Source organism: Nocardioides pini (assembly GCF_026712185.1).
GTDB classification, from domain to species: domain Bacteria; phylum Actinomycetota; class Actinomycetes; order Propionibacteriales; family Nocardioidaceae; genus Nocardioides; species Nocardioides pini.
This window is the reverse complement of the sequence record NZ_JAPPUX010000004.1, coordinates 467,314-485,196: the sequence shown is the minus strand read 5'-3', so window position 1 is coordinate 485,196 and position 17,883 is coordinate 467,314. Positions and strand designations below refer to the sequence as shown.

General features: G+C 70.8%; 12 protein-coding genes. 7 read left to right on the top strand and 5 right to left on the bottom strand.

Features of this window, described 5'->3' with window-relative positions; translation table 11 throughout:
• Positions 1–6 precede the first annotated feature (6 nt).
• The 7 genes from NYO98_RS15650 (at position 7) to NYO98_RS15620 (ending at position 13,262) form a co-directional block, all read left to right on the top strand.
• Positions 7–1,083, top strand: a complete 1,077-nt coding sequence (locus NYO98_RS15650; protein ID WP_268112664.1) for a substrate-binding domain-containing protein — start codon at positions 7–9, stop codon at positions 1,081–1,083.
• Between the two features lie 165 nt (positions 1,084–1,248).
• Positions 1,249–2,442 (top strand): Gfo/Idh/MocA family protein, encoded by a 1,194-nt coding sequence (locus tag NYO98_RS15645; protein ID WP_268112663.1) that lies wholly within the window; start codon positions 1,249–1,251, stop codon positions 2,440–2,442.
• Positions 2,439–3,599: a xylose isomerase gene (gene xylA, locus NYO98_RS15640; protein WP_268112662.1), complete on the top strand. Its 1,161-nt coding sequence runs from the start codon at positions 2,439–2,441 to the stop codon at positions 3,597–3,599. Before NYO98_RS15645 ends, xylA begins: the two co-directional genes overlap by 4 nt.
• A 229-nt stretch (positions 3,600–3,828) precedes the next feature.
• Entirely contained in the window at positions 3,829–10,209 is a 6,381-nt protein-coding gene (locus NYO98_RS15635) for a ThuA domain-containing protein (protein WP_268112661.1), read from the top strand.
• A 313-nt stretch (positions 10,210–10,522) separates the two neighbouring features.
• Positions 10,523–11,530 (top strand): sugar phosphate isomerase/epimerase family protein, encoded by a 1,008-nt coding sequence (locus NYO98_RS15630; RefSeq protein WP_268112660.1) that lies wholly within the window; start codon positions 10,523–10,525, stop codon positions 11,528–11,530.
• A 50-nt stretch (positions 11,531–11,580) separates the two neighbouring features.
• On the top strand, positions 11,581–12,717 hold the full coding sequence (locus NYO98_RS15625) for an inositol-3-phosphate synthase (RefSeq protein WP_268112659.1): 1,137 nt from the start codon (positions 11,581–11,583) through the stop codon (positions 12,715–12,717).
• Positions 12,714–13,262 carry a copper resistance CopC family protein gene (locus tag NYO98_RS15620; RefSeq protein ID WP_268112658.1) on the top strand — a complete coding sequence of 183 codons (549 nt, stop codon included), beginning with the start codon at positions 12,714–12,716 and terminating at the stop codon, positions 13,260–13,262. Before NYO98_RS15625 ends, NYO98_RS15620 begins: the two co-directional genes overlap by 4 nt.
• A 103-nt stretch (positions 13,263–13,365) precedes the next feature.
• Here NYO98_RS15620 and NYO98_RS15615 read toward each other — a convergent pair whose 3' ends face one another.
• The 5 genes from NYO98_RS15615 to NYO98_RS15595 form a co-directional block, all read right to left on the bottom strand.
• Positions 13,366–14,229, bottom strand: a complete 864-nt coding sequence (locus NYO98_RS15615; protein ID WP_268112657.1) for a trypsin-like serine protease — start codon at positions 14,227–14,229, stop codon at positions 13,366–13,368.
• A gap of 108 nt (positions 14,230–14,337) precedes the next feature.
• Positions 14,338–14,745: a universal stress protein gene (locus NYO98_RS15610; RefSeq protein WP_268112656.1), complete on the bottom strand. Its 408-nt coding sequence runs from the start codon at positions 14,743–14,745 to the stop codon at positions 14,338–14,340.
• Positions 14,742–16,295 (bottom strand): tripartite tricarboxylate transporter permease, encoded by a 1,554-nt coding sequence (locus NYO98_RS15605; protein ID WP_268112655.1) that lies wholly within the window; start codon positions 16,293–16,295, stop codon positions 14,742–14,744. Before NYO98_RS15605 ends, NYO98_RS15610 begins: the two co-directional genes overlap by 4 nt.
• Complete coding sequence (locus tag NYO98_RS15600; protein ID WP_268112654.1) at positions 16,295–16,840, bottom strand: tripartite tricarboxylate transporter TctB family protein; 546 nt, start codon at positions 16,838–16,840, stop codon at positions 16,295–16,297. Before NYO98_RS15600 ends, NYO98_RS15605 begins: the two co-directional genes overlap by 1 nt.
• Positions 16,837–17,862, bottom strand: coding sequence for a Bug family tripartite tricarboxylate transporter substrate binding protein (locus tag NYO98_RS15595; RefSeq protein WP_268112653.1), 1,026 nt, complete (start codon positions 17,860–17,862; stop codon positions 16,837–16,839). The genes NYO98_RS15600 and NYO98_RS15595 overlap by 4 nt, the downstream gene beginning before the upstream one ends.
• Positions 17,863–17,883: the final 21 nt, after the last annotated feature.

Here is a 17,883-nt window from a genome sequence, read left to right as displayed (position 1 = left end):
CGACACATGCGACTGCGCACCCCCCTTCGACGGCACCAGAGCCGCCGCTACACCGGCATCGTGGTCGGCGCGGTCGCCGTCCTGTCCCTGGCCGCCTGCACCGGCAGCGCCGAAGACGCTGCCGAAGACGACAACGGCGGCTCCGACTCCGCGCCGGCCGCTGCCGCTGGCAGCAACGACGAGGAGGGTGACCAGGTCACCATCGGCTTCTCGGCCCCCGCGGCGGACCACGGCTGGATGGCCGCCATCACCAACAACGTCCGCGACCTCGCCGAGGAGTACCCCGACATCGACCTGCAGGTCGCGGAGGGCACCAACGACGTCAACCTGCAGATCAGCCAGGTGGAGACCTTCATCAACGACAAGGTCGACGCCATCGTCCTGCTGCCCTTCGACGGCGCCGCGATGACGCCCGTCGCGCTCAAGGCGATGGAGGCCGGCATCCCGGTCATCAACGTCGACCGCGAGTTCGACGACCCCAACGCCGCGCGCATCACCGTGCTGGGCGACAACTACGGCATGGGCGTCTCCGCAGGTCAGTACGTCTGCGAGCAGGCCGACGGCAACAAGGACGCCATCGTCGCCGAGATCGCCGGCATCGACTCCCTGCCGCTGACGCAGGACCGCAGCCAGGGCTTCGAGGACGCGCTCTCCGAGTGCGGCCTCGACGTCGACGCCCGCCAGGCGGCGGAGTTCACCGTCGAGAGCGGTGAGGAGGTCGCGGCGAACCTGCTCCAGGCCGAGCCGAAGATCGACTTCCTCTGGAACCACGACGACGACCAGGGTGTCGGCGTCCTCGCCGCCATCGAGAACGCCGGCCGCGACGAGTTCACCATGATCGGTGGCGCCGGCTCGGCCAACGCGATGCGCGCGATCCAGGACGACAGCGGCGTGCTCAAGGCGACGGTCATCTACCCGTCCACCCAGGGCGCCGACGGCGTCAAGCTCGCCCGCCTGCTCGTGCAGGAGAAGGCGATGAGCGACCTCGTCGAGGTCGAGGTGCCCCGCACCGTGCAGCTCTACGCCCCGGTCGTCACCGCCGACAACGTCGACCAGTACATCGACTCGGCCTTCGAGTCCTGATGGGTCCCGCGGCGGCTCCCCACCGGGAGCCGCCGCGGCACCACCGCCCCGCAGGGGCACCCAGCACCACCCACACAGCACGCCAGCCGCCGCCCGGCCGACCCGACCGGGGGTCTCCCGGCTGTGCCCTTCCCCTCTCCACCCGGTCCTGCACGAGGAGGTCAGATGACCACCACTCCCGACGCCCCTGACGGCCGGCGCGACCTGTCGGTCGGCATGGTGGGGTACGCCTTCATGGGCGCTGCCCACTCCCACGCGTGGCGCACCGCCCCCCGCTTCTTCGACCTCCCGCTCCGCCCCCGCATGACCGCCGTGGCCGGTCGCGACGCCGACGGCGTCCGCGCCGCGGCCGAGCGCCTCGGCTGGGAGTCCACGGAGACCTCGTGGCGCGCCCTCGTCGACCGCGACGACATCGACCTCGTCGACGTGTGCACCCCCGGCCACACCCACGCCGAGATCGTCATCGCCGCCCTCGAGGCCGGCAAGCACGTACTGTGCGAGAAGCCGCTCGCCAACAGCGTCGAGGAGGCCGAGGCGATGACCGCCGCCGCCGAGCGCGCGGCAGCCGACGGCGTACGCGCCATGGTCGGCTTCACCTACCGGCGGGTGCCGGCCATCTCGCTCGCGCGGCAGCTCGTCGCCGAGGGGCGCCTCGGCACCCTGCACCACGTGCGCGCCCAGTACCTCCAGGACTGGATCGTCGACCCGCAGGCGCCGCTGTCGTGGCGCCTGGAGAAGGACAAGGCGGGCTCCGGGGCGCTCGGCGACATCGGCGCCCACATCATCGACATCACCCAGTTCATCACCGGCGACACGATCAGCCGGGTGTCGGGCCGGCTGCGTACCTTCGTCGACGAGAGGCCGCTGCCCGCCGAGCACTCCGGCCTGTCCGGAACCGCCGGCACCGGCACCGGCAAGGTCACCGTGGACGACGCGGCGACCTTCCTCGCGGACTTCCGCGGGGGAGCCATGGGCGTCTTCGAGGCGACCCGCTTCGCGTCCGGTCGCAAGAACGCGATCCGCATCGAGGTCAACGGCTCGCGCGGCAGCATCGCGTTCGACTTCGAGGACATGAACGTCCTCCACTTCTTCGACGGGACCGAGGACGCCGCCACCGCCGGCTTCCGCCGAATCCTCGTCACCGAGGCCGTGCACCCCTACGTGGGCGCCTGGTGGCCGCCCGGCCACGTCATCGGCTACGAGCACGGCTTCATCCACCAGGCCGTCGACCTCGTCCGCGCGATCGCGGACGGCACCGACCCCACCCCATCCTTTGCCGACGGACTCCAGGTGCAACGCGTCCTGGCCGCGGTCGAGACCAGCTCTGACAACGATTCGTGGCAGGAGATCCCCGCATGACCGACTACACCCCGACCCCCGAGGACAAGTTCTCGTTCGGCCTCTGGACCGTGGGCTGGCAGGGCACCGACGTGTTCGGGCCCAGCTCCCGCGACCTGCTCGACCCGGTCGACGCGACCTACAAGCTCGCCGAGCTCGGCGCCGCCGCCGTCACCTTCCACGACGACGACCTCGTGCCCGACGACGACAAGCGCGACGCCGTGCTCGAGCGCTTCGAGAAGGCCCTGGCCGACACCGGCCTCGCCGTCGAGATGGTGACCACCAACCTGTTCGGGCACCCGGTGTTCAAGGAGGGCGCGCTCACCGCCAACAACCGCGAGGTGCGGCGCTACGCCCTGTCCAAGGCGCTGCGCAACGTAGATCTCGCCGCCTCACTGGGCGCGAAGACGTTCGTGCTGTGGGGCGGCCGCGAGGGCGCCGAGCACGGTGCCGCCAAGGACGTGCAGGCCGCGCTCGACCGCTACAGCGAGTCGCTGAACCTGCTCTGCGCCTACGTCAAGGAGCAGGGCTACGACATGCGCTTCGCCCTCGAGCCGAAGCCCAACGAGCCGCGCGGCGACATCCTGCTGCCCACCATCGGCCACGCCCTGGCTCTCATCGCCGAGCTCGACGAGCCCGACATGGTCGGCCTCAACCCCGAGGTGGGCCACGAGGAGATGGCGGGCCTCAACTTCGCCCACGGCATCAGCCAGGCGCTGTGGCACGACAAGCTCTTCCACGTCGACCTCAACGGCCAGCACGGTCCCCGCTTCGACCAGGACCTGCGCTTCGGCGCGGGCAACGTGCGCGGCGCGTTCTGGACCGTCGACGCGCTCCTCGGCGCCGGCACGGGCAAGGCCTACGACGGCTACGTCCACTTCGACTTCAAGCCCCCGCGGGCCGAGGCGATGGACGGCGTCTGGGAGTCCGCGCGCGGCTGCATGCGCAACTACCTGATCCTGCGCGACAAGGTCCGGGCGTTCCGCGCGGACCCCGACGTCGTCGCGGCGCTCGAGGCCGCCGAGGTCGGCACGCTGCGCACCCCGACCCTCGGCGAGGGCGAGTCGCTCGCCGACCTCCGCGCGGCGTCGTACGACGTCGAGGGCCTCGCCACCCGCAGCGTCGGCCTGGAGGCGCTGGACCAGCTCGCCATGGAGCACCTCCTGGGCGTCCGCTGACACGTCACCGTGGGCCCGGCGGGCGCCGAACCCGCCGGGCACACCCCACCCGACCCACCCGATCCGAACGATCCACCCGCAGCACCGCTTGACCGCACCACGAGGGCCGAACGCCCGGGGACCCGCCCCGGAACTGATGGAGCGCACATCCGTCACCAGAGAAGGGATCGTGATGAACAGACTCATCACGCGGCTGCAGAGGCGCTCTCGCGTCGCAGTCGGCTCCACCATGGCCTTGATCGTGTCGTTGCCACTCGGCGCGACCATCGGGCTGGCCTCCACGGCAGCCGCAGCACCCAGCCCGCAGCCTGCCGCTGCCTCCGCCCCCGACGACTCCGCGAAGACCTCCCCGACGTCCGCGAAGTCCGCCCCCACCAAGGCCGAGAGCACCCTCGGCGACGCCGTCCCGTGGACCGCCGACCCGAAGGCCTCCGCCGCTGCCGCGGCCGAGGAGTCGTTCGACGCGCTCCTCTTCTCCAAGACCGCCGCGTTCCGCCACGACAACATCGGCGCCGCGACCACCGCGATCCAGCAGCTCGCGACCCAGAACAACTTCAACGTCACCGTGACAGAGGACGCCAACGCGTTCACCGACGCGAACCTCGAGCAGTACGAGGTCGTCATCTTCCTCTCGACCACCGGTGACGTGCTCAACGCCTCGCAGCAGGCGGCGTTCGAGCGCTACATCCAGGCGGGCGGCGGCTACGCCGGCATCCACGCGGCCTCCGACACCGAGTACGACTGGCCCTGGTACGGCCAGCTCGTCGGCGCCTACTTCAACAACCACCCCAACGGCACCCCGACCGCGACCGTCAAGGTCGAGGACCCGGCACACCCTTCCACCGCGGGCATCGCCAAGCGGTGGGAGCGCACCGACGAGTGGTACAACTTCCGCTCCAACCCGGCGACCGCGCGCAACAAGATCCACGTCCTCGCCTCGCTGGACGAGACCACGTACGCCCCGGGCACGGGCGCGATGGGTGCCGAGCACCCGATCGCCTGGTGCCAGGACTACGACGGCGGCCGCAGCTGGTACACCGGCATGGGCCACACCGCTGCGTCCTTCTCCGACCAGAAGTTCCTCGGCCACATCCTCGGCGGCATCCAGACCGCCGCCGGCGTGCTCCCGTCGGACTGCAAGGCCACCCTGCAGCCCAGCTTCGAGAAGGTCGCGCTGGACGAGAACACCACCAACCCGATGGAGCTCGCCATCGCGGACGACGGTCGCGTGTTCTACATCGACCGTGCGGGCGCGGTGAAGATCATCCTGCCCAACGGCAGCGTCGTGACCGCGGGCACCATCCCCGTCTACACCGGCCAGGAGTTCGGACTGCTGGGCATCGCCCTCGACCCGGCCTTCGCGACGAACAATCACGTGTTCCTCTACTACGCGCCCTCTGGGACCGCGTCGATCGACCGCATCTCGCGGTTCACGATGAACGGCAACACGCTCGACCTGTCGTCCGCGGTGACCATCCTCGACGTCCCGGTCCAGCGCAACGAGTGCTGCCACGCAGGCGGCTCGATGGAGTTCGACAACGACGGCAACCTCTACCTCGCCACCGGTGACAACACCAACCCCTTCGACTCGGGCGGCTACACGCCGATCGACGAGCGTGACGGTCGCAGCGCCTGGGACGCCCAGCGCACGTCGGCCAACACCAACGACCTCAACGGCAAGGTGCTCCGCATCCGCCCGAAGGCCGACGGCGGCTACACCATCCCGACCGGCAACCTCTTCGACGAGGCCGCCGACACCCAGCAGAAGACCCGCCCCGAGATCTACGCGATGGGCTTCCGCAACCCGTTCCGCATCGGCCTCGACGTGCAGAACAACAACATCCTCGTCGCCGACTACGGCCCGGACGCCGGCTCCGTGAGCGCGACGCGCGGACCCAACGGCCGGGTGGAGTGGAACGTCCTCGACGAGCCGGGCAACTACGGCTGGCCCTACTGCGTGGGCGCCAACACCCCCTACAACGACTACAACTTCGCCAGCAGCACGGCCGGTGCGACGTTCAACTGCGCCGCCCCGGTCAACGACTCGCCCAACAACACGGGCCTGACCAACCTGCCGCCGGCCAAGGCCGCGACGATGTGGCAGAGCAACAGTGCCTCCATCACCGGGACCCCGGAGATCGGGGCCAGCGGTGCGCCGATGACCTCGGGCACCTACGACTACGACCCGGACCTCGAGTCGGACCGCAAGTGGCCCGCCTACTTCGACGAGAAGGCGATCTGGGCGGACTGGAACAACAGCCGGCTCTTCACCGTCCAGATGAACGACGGCGGCACCGGCTACACCGACATCAACCGGTTCCTGCCCAACCTGCAGATGCGCCGTCCCCACGCCCTGCAGTTCGGACCCGACGGTGCGCTCTACATGATCGAGTGGGGCAGCGGCTTCAACGGCGACAACGCCGACTCCGGTGTCTACCGCATCGACTACGTCGAGGGGGCGCGCGCTCCCACCGCCCGCGCCACGGCGAACAGGACGTCGGGCCCCGCGCCGCTCACGGTCGACTTCGACGGCAGCACGTCATTCGACGGCGACACCGGCACCAACGCCGGTCTGTCGTACGCCTGGGACTTCACCAGCGACGGCACGGTCGACGCGACCACGCCGACCGCGTCCTTCACCTACGCGGCTGCGGGCAACTACACCGCGCGGCTCACGGTGACTGCCGCGAACGGCAAGACCGGGTCGACCAACATCGACATCGTCGCGGGCAACACCGCGCCGACGGTCGAGTTGACGCTGCCTCGCGACGGCGGGTTCTTCGAGTTCGGCGACACCGTGAAGTACTCCGTCACGGTCACCGACCCCGAGGACGGTGCCATCGACTGCAGCAAGGTCGTCGTGCAGCCCGGCCTGGGCCACGACCAGCACTCGCACGGCTACGAGCAGTACACGGGCTGCAGCGGCAGCTTCGTGCTGCCGGGCGACACCGGTCACTCGGGCGCCAACATCTTCGGCACCGTCACCGCCACCTACAAGGACAACGGTGCCGGCGCAGCAGGCCCGCTGACCGGCATCGACGGTGCGGTGCTGCACACCAAGAAGAAGGAGGCCGAGTTCTTCGACCAGACCGGTCGCACGGGCTCGGAGACCGCCGGCAGCCCCGGCGTGATCACGCAGACGACCACGGACACCAACGGTGGTCTCAACGTGACCGGTGTCGAGACCGGTGACTGGTTCCGGTGGGACGTCATGAACCTCACCAACATCACCGGTGTCGCCATGCGCGTCGCCTCCACCACGGCGGGTTCCGCCTTCGCCATCCGGCAGGGCTCGCCCACCGGCACCACGATCGGCACGATCGACGTGCCCAACACCGGTGGCGCCCAGACGTGGCAGAACGTGTCGACCACCTTCAACGGGGCCTCGACGAACAGCGAGCCGCTGTACGTCGTCGCCACCGCCGGTGGCGCCAACGTCAACTGGCTCGAGTTCGCCGGCAGGGGAGTCACGGACAACACGCCCCCCGCGGTCACGATCAACGCGAGCACGCTGTCCGGATCCGCCCCGCTGCCCGTGGACTTCACGAGCACGGTCAACGATCCCGACGGCGACAACCCGGTCAGCTACGCGTGGAGCTTCGGCGACACGACCACCTCGACCGCTGCCAACCCGAGCAAGACCTACGCGACCCCGGGCCGCTACACCGTCTCCCTGACGGTCACCGACTCGCGGGGCGCCAAGACCACCAGGACGCTGGAGATCAACGTCACCGCCGCGCAGAACATCTGCTTCAGCGGACGCTCCGACGACTTCGTGGGCACCGAGCTCGACACGACCAGGTGGAACCGCAGCGTGCGGGTCAACCAGGCGCTGACCGTGGCCGATGGGACGCTCAACATCCCGCTGACCAACTCCGACCTCTACCAGACCACCAACAACACGCCCAACATCGTCCTCCAGGACCTGCCGGGCGGGCAGTTCGAGGTCACCACGAAGGTCACGCTGAACGCCACCAAGGGCTACCAGCAGGGCGGTCTGATCGTCTACGGCGATGACAACAACTACCTGAAGCTCGTCTACTCCGGCCGTTCCACGGCGGCGGCGGGCAGCAAGGCAGCCAACGTCATCCAGTTCGCCAAGGAGGTCAACGGCACCGCGTCGGAGACCAACTCGGCCAACCTCGGCGCGAGCTTCCCCGACACCGTGTGGCTGCGACTCAAGAGCACCGACGGCAACTCCGTCACCGCGTCCTACAGCAGCGACGGCGCCACCTGGTCGCCCGTCACGGCTGCGAACGCTGCTCGCGACCTCACCGGCATCGCTGCCCCCAAGGTCGGCCTGCTGGCCCTGGGTGCGACTGCGGCCGGGGCGGCGGACAACCTCGTCGCGAAGTTCGACTACTTCACCATCACGCCGGACAGCACGGCCACCCCGTGCTCCCCGCCGTGCGTCGTGGAGGACTTCAACGGGAGCACGCTGAGCTCCGACTGGAGCGTGGTGCGGCCGAGCGGGAACCTCACGGTCTCCGGCGGCTCGGTGAAGATCCCGATGGAGGGCACCGACCTCTACCAGACCACGAACACCGCTCGTGACCTGGTGCTGACGGACCTCCCGGACGGCCCCTTCGTGGCGACCACCAAGGTCACTGCGCCGGTCAACCGGCAGTACCAGTCGGCGGGCCTGCTGATCTACGGGGACGACGACAACTACCTGAAGCACGTCTTCCAGGGACGCAGCTCGGACCCGAACGCGGCGTCCAACATCATCCAGACGGCGCGGGAGACCGCAGCAACGGCCGTCGAGACCAACACGGCCGGGCTGGGAGCCACGTTCCCGAGCACGGTCTGGCTGAGGCTGACCAGCGAGGACGGCGAGCAGGTCCTCGGCAGCTACAGCACCGACGGCGAGGCGTGGACGAACATGTCCGCGGGCTACAGCATCGCCGACATCGCCAACCCGCGTATCGGCCTGCTGTCCGCCGCCAACCAGGCAGCCGGGGCCGGCATCACCGCCAGCTTCGACTTCTTCACCCTTGGTGAGGACGGGACCTGCGAGCCGGGTGGCGGTCCGACGGACACGACGGCGCCGACGACGACCATCTCCATCCCGGGTGCCACCGGCCAGGCCGGCTGGTACACCACGCGGCCGTCGTTCACCCTGGCCGCCACCGACGACGCGGGCGGGTCGGGCATCGCCTCGACCGAGTACCGCATCGCCGGCGGTGCCTGGACGCCCTACACCGAGGCGGTCCAGGTGACGGGTGAGGGCTCGCGCCTGGTCGAGTACCGCTCGACCGACAAGGCGGGCAACGCCGAGGCGGTCACGTCCCTGACGGTGAAGATCGACACGGTCGCCCCGACCGCGACGATCACCGTCCCGTCGGCCACGGGCACGGACGGGTGGCACACCACCCGGCCGACGTTCACCCTGGCCGGCGCCGACACGGGTTCGGGCATCGCCAAGCTCGAGTACCGGCTCCCCGGCGAGGACTGGACGACGTACACCGTGGCGGTCCCCGTCACCGGTGAGGGCGAGCGCCTGGTCGAGTACCGCTCGACCGACACGGCAGGCAACGTGGAGACCACGCGGTCGCAGACCGTGAAGGTCGACACGGCCGATCCGACCGTGACGGCCAAGATCGACGGCGACCGGACCAAGAAGGTGACCCTGACCGCCACGGACACCACCTCGGGCATGGCAGGCGTCGAGTACCGGATCGGCGACGCAGCGGAGTGGAGCACGTACGACGCGCCGCTGGCGTTCGACGAGCCGGGCACCTACCTGGTGCGGTACCGGGCGGCCGACAGGGCGGGCAACACTGCGGCTGGCCAGCTCGAGGTCGTCGTCTCCGAGCCCGGCGGGCCGGTCGTGATCCCGAAGCCGACCGTCGTCATCACCACCTCACCCGGGGCGGCGAACGGTCGAGCGAACTGGTACACCTCGCCGGTGACGGTCACCCTCGCGGGTTCCGGAGGTGAAGGCCAGCTGACGCTGGAGTACCGCATCGGCAACGGCGCGTGGACGGCGTACACCTCGCCGTTCCAGGTGTCCGCCGACGGCGTCAACCTCGTTCAGGCGAGAGCAACCGACGCCGCTGGCAGGGCTTCTGCAGTCGAGACCACCACCATCAAGATGGACCGCACCGCGCCGACGGTGACCATCAACGGCGTCGCCGACAACGCCAAGCTGGAGATCGGCTCCGGTCGCACCGCCCTGATCATGGTCACGCTGGCCGATGCGACGTCCGGCGCCGCCGAGCGCGTCATCCGACTCGACGGGGAGGTGATCAGCTCCCCGACGCGCATCGACGCCTTGGAGCTGCGCGGCGGGAAGCACCGGCTCGAGGTCACCGCGCTGGACGCCGCGGGCAACCACGTGTCCCGAACGGTCGAGTTCAAGGTGGTCGCCAGCTTCGGCGGGGGCAAGCAGCTCGTCGAACGATTCGCCGACGACCGCGTGATCGGCGCCAAGCTCGGCGAGAAGCTCGTCGGTGAGCTGCGGGCCGCCAAGCGCGCCAACGCCGATGGCAACAGGAAAGAGGCCAGACGCGCGCTCAAGAAGTTCGAGCGGCTCGCGTCGCGGGTCAAGGACAAGGAGGTGAAGCTCGCTCTCAAGCGCCTGTCGCGGACGCTGAAGTCCCAGCTGTAGGCGCCGGTCCGAGCACCAGGACGTCCGAAGGCGGGAGGCACGGCCACCACGTCACCCTCGAGTGAGGTGAACCCGGCGCGCATGCAGGATCGGCCCTGCGTGCGCCCGGCGGCCGGGCCCCCGTCCGGGCGGGGGGTGGTGCCGCAAGGCGCCGCCCCCAGCGGCCGGTGCCGGGACACGGCGCTCCGTCCCGGCACCGGTCCGCGCGGCCACCCAGGCCCACCCGACCACCACCCTGATCCACCCGACCAGCACCACCCAGAACCAGCCGAAACCAGCCGAACGCACCAACCACACCCTGAGGAGCACACACATGCCACGCCCCGTCACCCTGTTCACCGGCCAGTGGGCCGACCTGCCGTTCGAGGAGATGTGCAAGCTCGCGTCGGGCTGGGGCTACGACGGCCTCGAGCTCGCCTGCTGGGGCGACCACTTCGACCCGTGGGCGGCGGTGGAGGACGAGTCCTACGTCCCGGCCAAGCTCGAGATGCTCAAGAAGTACGACCTCCAGGTGTTCGCCATCAGCAACCACCTCAAGGGCCAGGCGGTCTGCGACGACCCGATCGACGCACGCCACCGCGACATCCTCCCCGACCGCATCTGGGGTGACGGCGACGCCGAGGGCGTGCGCCAGCGTGCCGCCGAGGAGATGAAGATGACCGCCCGGGCGGCGCGCAAGCTCGGCGTCGACGTCGTGGTCGGCTTCACCGGCTCCTCCATCTGGAAGTACGTCGCGATGTTCCCGCCGGCCTCCCAGGCCCTCGTCGACGCGGGTTACCAGGACTTCGCCGACCGCTGGAACCCGATCCTCGACGTCTTCGACGACGAGGGCGTCCGCTTCGCCCACGAGGTGCACCCGTCCGAGATCGCCTACGACTACTGGACCACCGTCGCGGCGCTCGAGGCCATCGACCACCGCGAGGCCTTCGGCCTCAACTGGGACCCGTCCCACTTCGTCTGGCAGGACCTCGACCCGGTCGGCTTCCTGTGGGACTTCAAGGACCGCATCTACCACGTCGACTGCAAGGACGCGAAGCGCCAGGTCGGCAACGGCCGCAACGGCCGGATGGGCTCGCACCTCGCCTGGGCCGACCCCCGCCGCGGCTGGGACTTCGTGTCCACCGGCCACGGCGACGTGCCGTGGGAGGCGTCGTTCCGGATGCTCAACACCATCGGCTACGACGGTCCGATCTCCGTGGAGTGGGAGGACGCCGGGATGGACCGTCTCGTCGGTGCTCCCGAGGCGCTCGAGTTCGTGCGGCGGCTCGCCTTCGACGCGCCCACCGCGGCGTTCGACGCGGCGTTCTCCACCTCGTCCTGACCGCCCCTGATGTCCGCCCTGCCCCCGCCCATCCGTCCGAGGAGGACGACATGACCCACACGCCCGAGGTGACGGCCAGGACAGGCGTGTGGTTCGTGGGTGCGCGGGGCTCGGTGGCCACCACAGCGGTGGTCGGTGCGTACGCCGTGGCGCACGGCCTCGCACCGACCACCGCTCTCGTGACCGAGCTGCCCGAGCTTCAGCCCGACGGCCTGCCGTCCCTCGCCGGGCTGGTCTTCGGTGGCCACGACGTCAGCTCCCACTCGCTGCCGAAGCGGGCCGAGGAGCTGGCCGCGGGCGGCGTCCTGCCGCCCGCCCTCGTCGACGCCGCCCGCGCCCACCTCGAGACCGTCGACACCGAGGTGCGCCCCGGCCACGCCGCAGGATCGGCCACCGCCGCCGCGGCGGTCGAGCGGCTCGCCACCGACATCGCGGACTTCCGTGAACGGCACCGCCTCGAGCGGGTGGTCGTCGTCGACGTCGCCAGCACCCAGCCCCCCGTGCCCGACCCCGACTCGATGACCGACGTCGACGACGCGCTGCCGATCGGGGCGGTCTACGCGCTGGCGGCCTTCCGCGCCGGTGCCTCCTTCGTGTCGTTCACGCCCAGCCCGTGCCTGCGCCTGCCGGTCGTGGTGGACGCCGCCCGACGCAGCCGGCTGCCGTGGGCAGGGTGCGACGGCAAGACCGGCGAGACCCTGCTCAAGTCGGCGCTCGCCCCCATGTTCGTGATGCGTGCCCTCGAGCTGAGGTCCTGGACCTCGGTCAACCTCCTGGGCGGCGGTGACGGCGCGACCCTCGCCGACCCCGAGGCCGCGCGCAGCAAGACGGTCGCCAAGCGCAGCGGACTCGACGCCATCGCCGGCCGACCCGTCCCCGGCCCGATGCACATCGACCAGGTCGAGGACCTGGGGGAGTGGAAGACCGCCTGGGACCACGTCCGCTTCGACGGCTTCCTCGGCACCCGCATGACCCTGCAGCTCACCTGGGAGGGGTGCGACTCCGCCCTCGCCGCCCCGCTCGTCCTCGACCTGGCGCGCCTCGTGTCGGCGGCGCACGCGGCCGGCAGGACGGGCCCGCTGCTCGAGCTGGCCTTCTTCTTCAAGGACCCGATCGGGGCGACGGAGCACCGCCTGGCCCAGCAGTGGGACGACCTGGTCTCCTGGCGCGCGGGGCTCGGCGCATGACGCGCACCCCGCCCGCACGACGAGGCGCCGCGCGGCTCGCGGTCGCGGTCCTCGCAGCGTCCCTCGGCTGGGCCGCCGTGCCCCCGGCAGCCGCCCACGACGAGCTGCTGTCCTCCGACCCGTCGGAGGCGGGCGTCCTCACCGCCCTGCCGTCGCGTGCCATCCTCACCTTCACCGGACCTGTGGCCGAGGTCCACGAGGTCACCGTCACCGGTCCGGACGGGAGCGTCACCAACGGTGCCGCCACCTCGACCGGGCCGGAGGTGCGCCAGAACCTCTGGGCCGGCCCGGACGGGACCTACACGATGACCTACGACGTCGTGTCCTCCGACGGCCACGAGATCGCCGGCGAGGTCCGCTTCGAGGTCGGTGAGGCCGCCGCGGTGGGCGTCGGGGACGACGGCGCCGGTGCGTCCTCGGCGCGGGACGCGGACGGGAGCGATGGTGCGCTCCGCGACGCCGTCGTACCTGCCTCCGTCGTGCTGCTCTCCGGTGCGTGCGCGCTGGTCCTCTGGCAGCGGCGCCGCGCGGCCCGCGCGACCTGAGGCCGACGGGCAGCAGTGCGGGGGGTGGTGGTGCACCGCGTGCACCACCACCCCCGCACCGTCCGTGTGGAGCGCGCCCCGCCGTGGCGGGGACGGGGCCTGGTCAGGCCGCGGGGAAGACCCCGAACGTGGCCAGCCAGTCCTGGACGACCTCGATGTCGACGCGCTGGTAGCCGCCGAGGTAGCGGCAGTTGTTGGTGTAGGAGTAGCTGGTGACGGTGACGACGTAGCCGTCGAGGAACGTCGGACCACCCGAGTCACCGAAGCACGTGCCACCCGTGCCTCGCGTGTCGTTGATGTTGCCGTTGAGCTGGAGGACCTGGTCGGTGAGCTTCTGACCCGGCTGGACGGCGTAGCGCCGGATCAGCGGGTAGGTCTCGGGGGTCGGCTTCTGCGGGCCGGACTCGGGCTTGCGCACCTCGGTGCCGTAGCCGACCGACGTGAAGAGCGTCTTGTTGAGCCGCGGCTGGGCATAGGCGTCGAGGTAGTCCTGCGGTGCCAGCGCGGCCGGCGCGATGCCGGTCACCGGCCGGTCGAGGACGATCACCCCGACGTCGTTCCAGTTGTCCAGGTCGGTGAAGTCGGAGTACGCCGGGTGGGCGTAGGCCGTGCCCGACCGGAAGCCGGCGGCCTCGATCTCGGCCTGCGTGTAGCCGGTCGTGACGTTCTTCGCCACGGGGTAGCCGGTGGGCGGGTTCTCCGCCACGACGGAGCGGAAGTCGACCAGGGTCTTGCCGACCGTGTCGGCGGTGCAGTGGGCCGCCGTCAGGAGCACCGTCGGGGTGACCAGGGCCGCCGAGCAGCGGAAGCGACCGTCAGGGCTGTAGAACAGGATCAGCCCCACGTTGGGGTGCCGGTTGCCGTCGGGCTCGCCGCCGGTGACGGCCGCAGCCGGGGCGGCGGTCATCGCCCCCACGGTCAGGGTGATGAGCAGCGTCGCGAGCGCCGCCTTGAGTCGAGATCGCATGGGCAACATCCTTCGGGCAGGTGGTGTCACGGGCCTTTCGGAGGCTAGGGCCCGCAACGTCTGCGGCGGAAGGGCTGGTATCCCACAGATTTCCCGGATTCGGGTCTCCTAGCCGGCAGGCTTCACCGCCAGCACGGCGCAGTCGGCACCGAGCAGGATGCGCTGCGCGACGCTTCCCATGAGCAGCTTGCCCACGGGAGAGCGCCGGCGCAGGCCGATCACGACGAGGTCGGCGGAGACGTCCTCGGCGACGGCGAGCACCTGGTCCCCGACGTCGGCACCCATCGAGCGCCGGACGTCGACCTCGACGCCGCTGGACGACAGCTCCGTGGTCAGGCGGGCCAGCTGGTCCTCGTCGGCGTAGCGCTCGTCCACGAGGGCGTCGCCACGGGTGGCGTTGACCACCACGACGCGACCCCCGCGGAGCCTGGCCTCCTCGACGCCGCGGTGCAGCGCTGCCTCGCCGAACTCGTCGGGCGTCCAGCCCACCACGATCACGCTCGCAGCGTCGTTCATCGCACCTTCTCCTCTGTGTGGGTGTCGTCGGACGTCAGGCCCTGGTCCTCGGCCACCGCGGCAGGAGCCGGGCGCAGCCGGCGCACCGCGAACGGCGCGACGACGGCGATCGACACCACGACGTAGATCACGATGGCGAGCGGCTCGCTCCACAGTGCCGAGACGTCACCGCCGGAGATGGCCATCGCCTCGCGGAGGCGGAACTCCATCAGCGGCCCGAGGATGACCCCGAGGATCAGCGGCAGGACCGGGAGCGCGAAGCGTCGCATCATCAGGCCGAGGAGACCCAGCAGGAGCAGCAGGAACAGGTCGAACGCCTGCAGGTTGGCGGCGTACGCCCCCAGCGCGGCGAAGAACAGGATCCCTGCGTAGAGCTGGGGCCGCGGGATGCGCAGCAGCTTGGCCCACAGCGGGGCGAGCGGCAGGTTGAGCACGAGCAGCAGCACGTTGCCGATGAGCAGGCTGGCCAGCAGGGCCCACACCAGCTCGGGCTGGTCGGTCATCAGCCCGGGGCCGGGCTCGATGCCGTAGCCCTGGAGGGCGGCCAGCATGACCGCGGAGGTGGCGGTCACGGGGAGGCCCAGCGCCAGCAGCGGGACGAAGGTGCCGGCGGCCGAGGCGTTGTTGGCGGCCTCCGGACCCGCCACGCCCTCGATCGCACCCTGGCCGAACTCGTCGTGCCCCTTGCGGGCGGCGATGCGCTTCTCGGTGATGTAGGACAGGAACGTCGGGATCTCGGCGCCGCCGGCCGGCAGCGCACCGAACGGGAAGCCGTACGCCGTGCCGCGCAGCCACGGCCCCCACGACCGCTTCAGGTCGGTGCGGCTCATCCACGGCCGCCCGACCGGGATGACGTGGGCGGGGTTGCGGCGCAGGTGTGCGGCGACCCAGAGCGCCTCGCCCAGGGCGAAGATGCCGACCGCGACGACGACCACGTCGATCCGGTCCGCCAGCAGCGGCTGGTCGAAGCTCAGCCGCGACTGTCCGGTGTTGAGGTCCAGGCCGACCAGGCCGATGGTGAGGCCGAGGAAGAGCGCGATGAACCCGCGCAGCGGCGATCCGCCGAGCACGCTGGTGACCATGACCATCGCCAGCACCATGAGCGCGAAGTAGGTCGGAGCGCCGATCTCCACGGCCACCGACGCCAGCGCCGGGGCGAAGAAGACGACGAGGAGCGTGCCGATCGTGCCGGCGATGAAGGAGCCGATGGCCGCGGTGGCGAGCGCCTGTGCGGCCCGTCCGGCCCGCGCCATGAGGTTGCCCTCGAGCGCCGTCATCACCGACGCGGACTCGCCCGGCGTGTTGAGCAGGATCGCGGTGGTCGAGCCGCCGTACATGCCGCCGTAGTAGATGCCGGCGAACATGATGAAGGCCGAGATCGGCTCGAGGCCGTAGGTCACCGGCAGCAGCAACGCCACGGCCATGGCCGGGCCGATGCCGGGCAGGACCCCGACGAAGGTGCCGAGCAGCACGCCGATGACGGCGTAGAGCAGGTTCTCCGGGGTGAGCACGGCCCCGAAGCCGTCCAGGAGCAGTCCGAGGTTGTCCATCAGAGCACCCCGTCCAGGATCCCGGCCGGGAGGATCACGCCGAGGCCCTCGTGGAAGAAGTACCAGCTCGCCACCGACAGCACGAAGCCGACGATGACGTCACGCAGCAGCGTGCGGCTGCCGAGCGACCATGCCGACCCGACGAACAGCAGCGCGCCGCTCACGGCCCAGCCGAGGAACGAGATCGTCAGGACGGTGAAGAGCAGGACGCCGACCAGCTTGAGGACGGTCGTCCAGTCCGCGGGGTGGCGCAGGTCGATGTCCTCACCGCCCTCGGCCTCGGGCACGTCGCCGCGCAGGGTGGCGATGGCCAGGAGCACGCCGAGCAGCACGGTGACGGCGCCGATGACGTACGGGAAGACGCGCGGGCCGACCGGGTCGCCGAAGCCGACGCGCAGCGTGGTGGCCTCCCAGAAGGTGTAGGCGCCGACGACTACCAGGAGCGCGGCGAGGCCGAGCTGGGCGAGGTCGCGGTCGGGACCGGGTGTCGACCGCGAGGACGCGGCGGACCCCGGGTCGGTGGGGGTGTCGAGTGGTGTGCTCACAGCAGGTCCAGCTCCTCGAGGGTGGTGGCGACGCGCTCGTCCTGCTCCTGCAGGAAAGTCGTGAAGTCGTCGCCGGTCTTGAACTCGTCGATCCAGCCGTTGTCCTCGAGCGCTTGCTTCCACTCGGGGGTGTCGTGCATCTCCTCGAGCATCGCGATCAGCTCGTCGCGCCGCTGGTCGCTGATGCCGGGGGGCGCGAAGACGCCGCGCCAGTTGGTGAAGACCAGGTCGATGCCGGCCTCGGTCAGGGTGGGCGACTCGCTGATGCCCTCGCCCTCGAGCCGGTCCTCGCCGGAGACGGCCAGCAGCCGCAGCTCACCGGACGACAGCGGCCCCTCGAACTCGCCGACCCCGGAGAAGCCGACGTCGATCTTGTTGCCGAGCAGGGCCGTGGTCAGCGGGCCGCCGCCGTCGTACACGACGTAGCGCAGCTCGCGGGGGTCGACGCCGACCGCGGTGGCCAGCTGCATCGGGAAGAGGTGGTCCGGGCCGCCCGGCGACGAGCCGCCGCCGATGACGACCGAGTCGGGGTCCTTCTTCCAGGCGGCGACGAGGTCGTCGATCGACTCGAACGGCGAGTCGGCCGGGACCAGCACGCCCTCCTGGTCCTCGATGAGCTGGGCGAGCGGCGTCGCGTCGTCGAGCTTGTAGGGGGCGCCGAAGGAGTAGAGCGACCCGACGACGCCGAGCCCGGCGGTCATCATGGTGCGCTCGTCGCCCTCGGCGTTCATCAGTCGCGTCATGGCGACCGAGCCGCCGGCGCCGATCACGTTGGTGACCTCGAACGAGCCGGGGCTGATGTCGGCGTTCTCCATGACCGCGATCGCGGTGCGACCGGTCTGGTCGTAGCCGCCGCCCGGGCTGTTGGGGATCAGCATGGTGAGGTCGTCGGCGGTCTGGGGCCCGCGGGTCACCCCGCAGCCGGTCGCGAGCAGCACGACGGCGGTGAGCGCCGTCAGCGCGGCCGCGGCCCGTGTGGCCCGTCTGGTCCGCGTGGTCCGCCTCGTCCGGTGGCGCAGCATCTGGTCTCCATCTCTCTGCGG

Coding starts and splice junctions, on each gene's coding strand:
- NYO98_RS15650 (WP_268112664.1), top strand. CDS start 7: ATGCGACTGCGCACCCCCCTTCGACGGCACCAGAGCCGCCGCTACACC.
- NYO98_RS15645 (WP_268112663.1), top strand. CDS start 1,249: ATGACCACCACTCCCGACGCCCCTGACGGCCGGCGCGACCTGTCGGTC.
- xylA (WP_268112662.1), top strand. CDS start 2,439: ATGACCGACTACACCCCGACCCCCGAGGACAAGTTCTCGTTCGGCCTC.
- NYO98_RS15635 (WP_268112661.1), top strand. CDS start 3,829: ATGGCCTTGATCGTGTCGTTGCCACTCGGCGCGACCATCGGGCTGGCC.
- NYO98_RS15630 (WP_268112660.1), top strand. CDS start 10,523: ATGCCACGCCCCGTCACCCTGTTCACCGGCCAGTGGGCCGACCTGCCG.
- NYO98_RS15625 (WP_268112659.1), top strand. CDS start 11,581: ATGACCCACACGCCCGAGGTGACGGCCAGGACAGGCGTGTGGTTCGTG.
- NYO98_RS15620 (WP_268112658.1), top strand. CDS start 12,714: ATGACGCGCACCCCGCCCGCACGACGAGGCGCCGCGCGGCTCGCGGTC.
- NYO98_RS15615 (WP_268112657.1), bottom strand. CDS start 14,229: ATGCGATCTCGACTCAAGGCGGCGCTCGCGACGCTGCTCATCACCCTG.
- NYO98_RS15610 (WP_268112656.1), bottom strand. CDS start 14,745: ATGAACGACGCTGCGAGCGTGATCGTGGTGGGCTGGACGCCCGACGAG.
- NYO98_RS15605 (WP_268112655.1), bottom strand. CDS start 16,295: ATGGACAACCTCGGACTGCTCCTGGACGGCTTCGGGGCCGTGCTCACC.
- NYO98_RS15595 (WP_268112653.1), bottom strand. CDS start 17,862: ATGCTGCGCCACCGGACGAGGCGGACCACGCGGACCAGACGGGCCACA.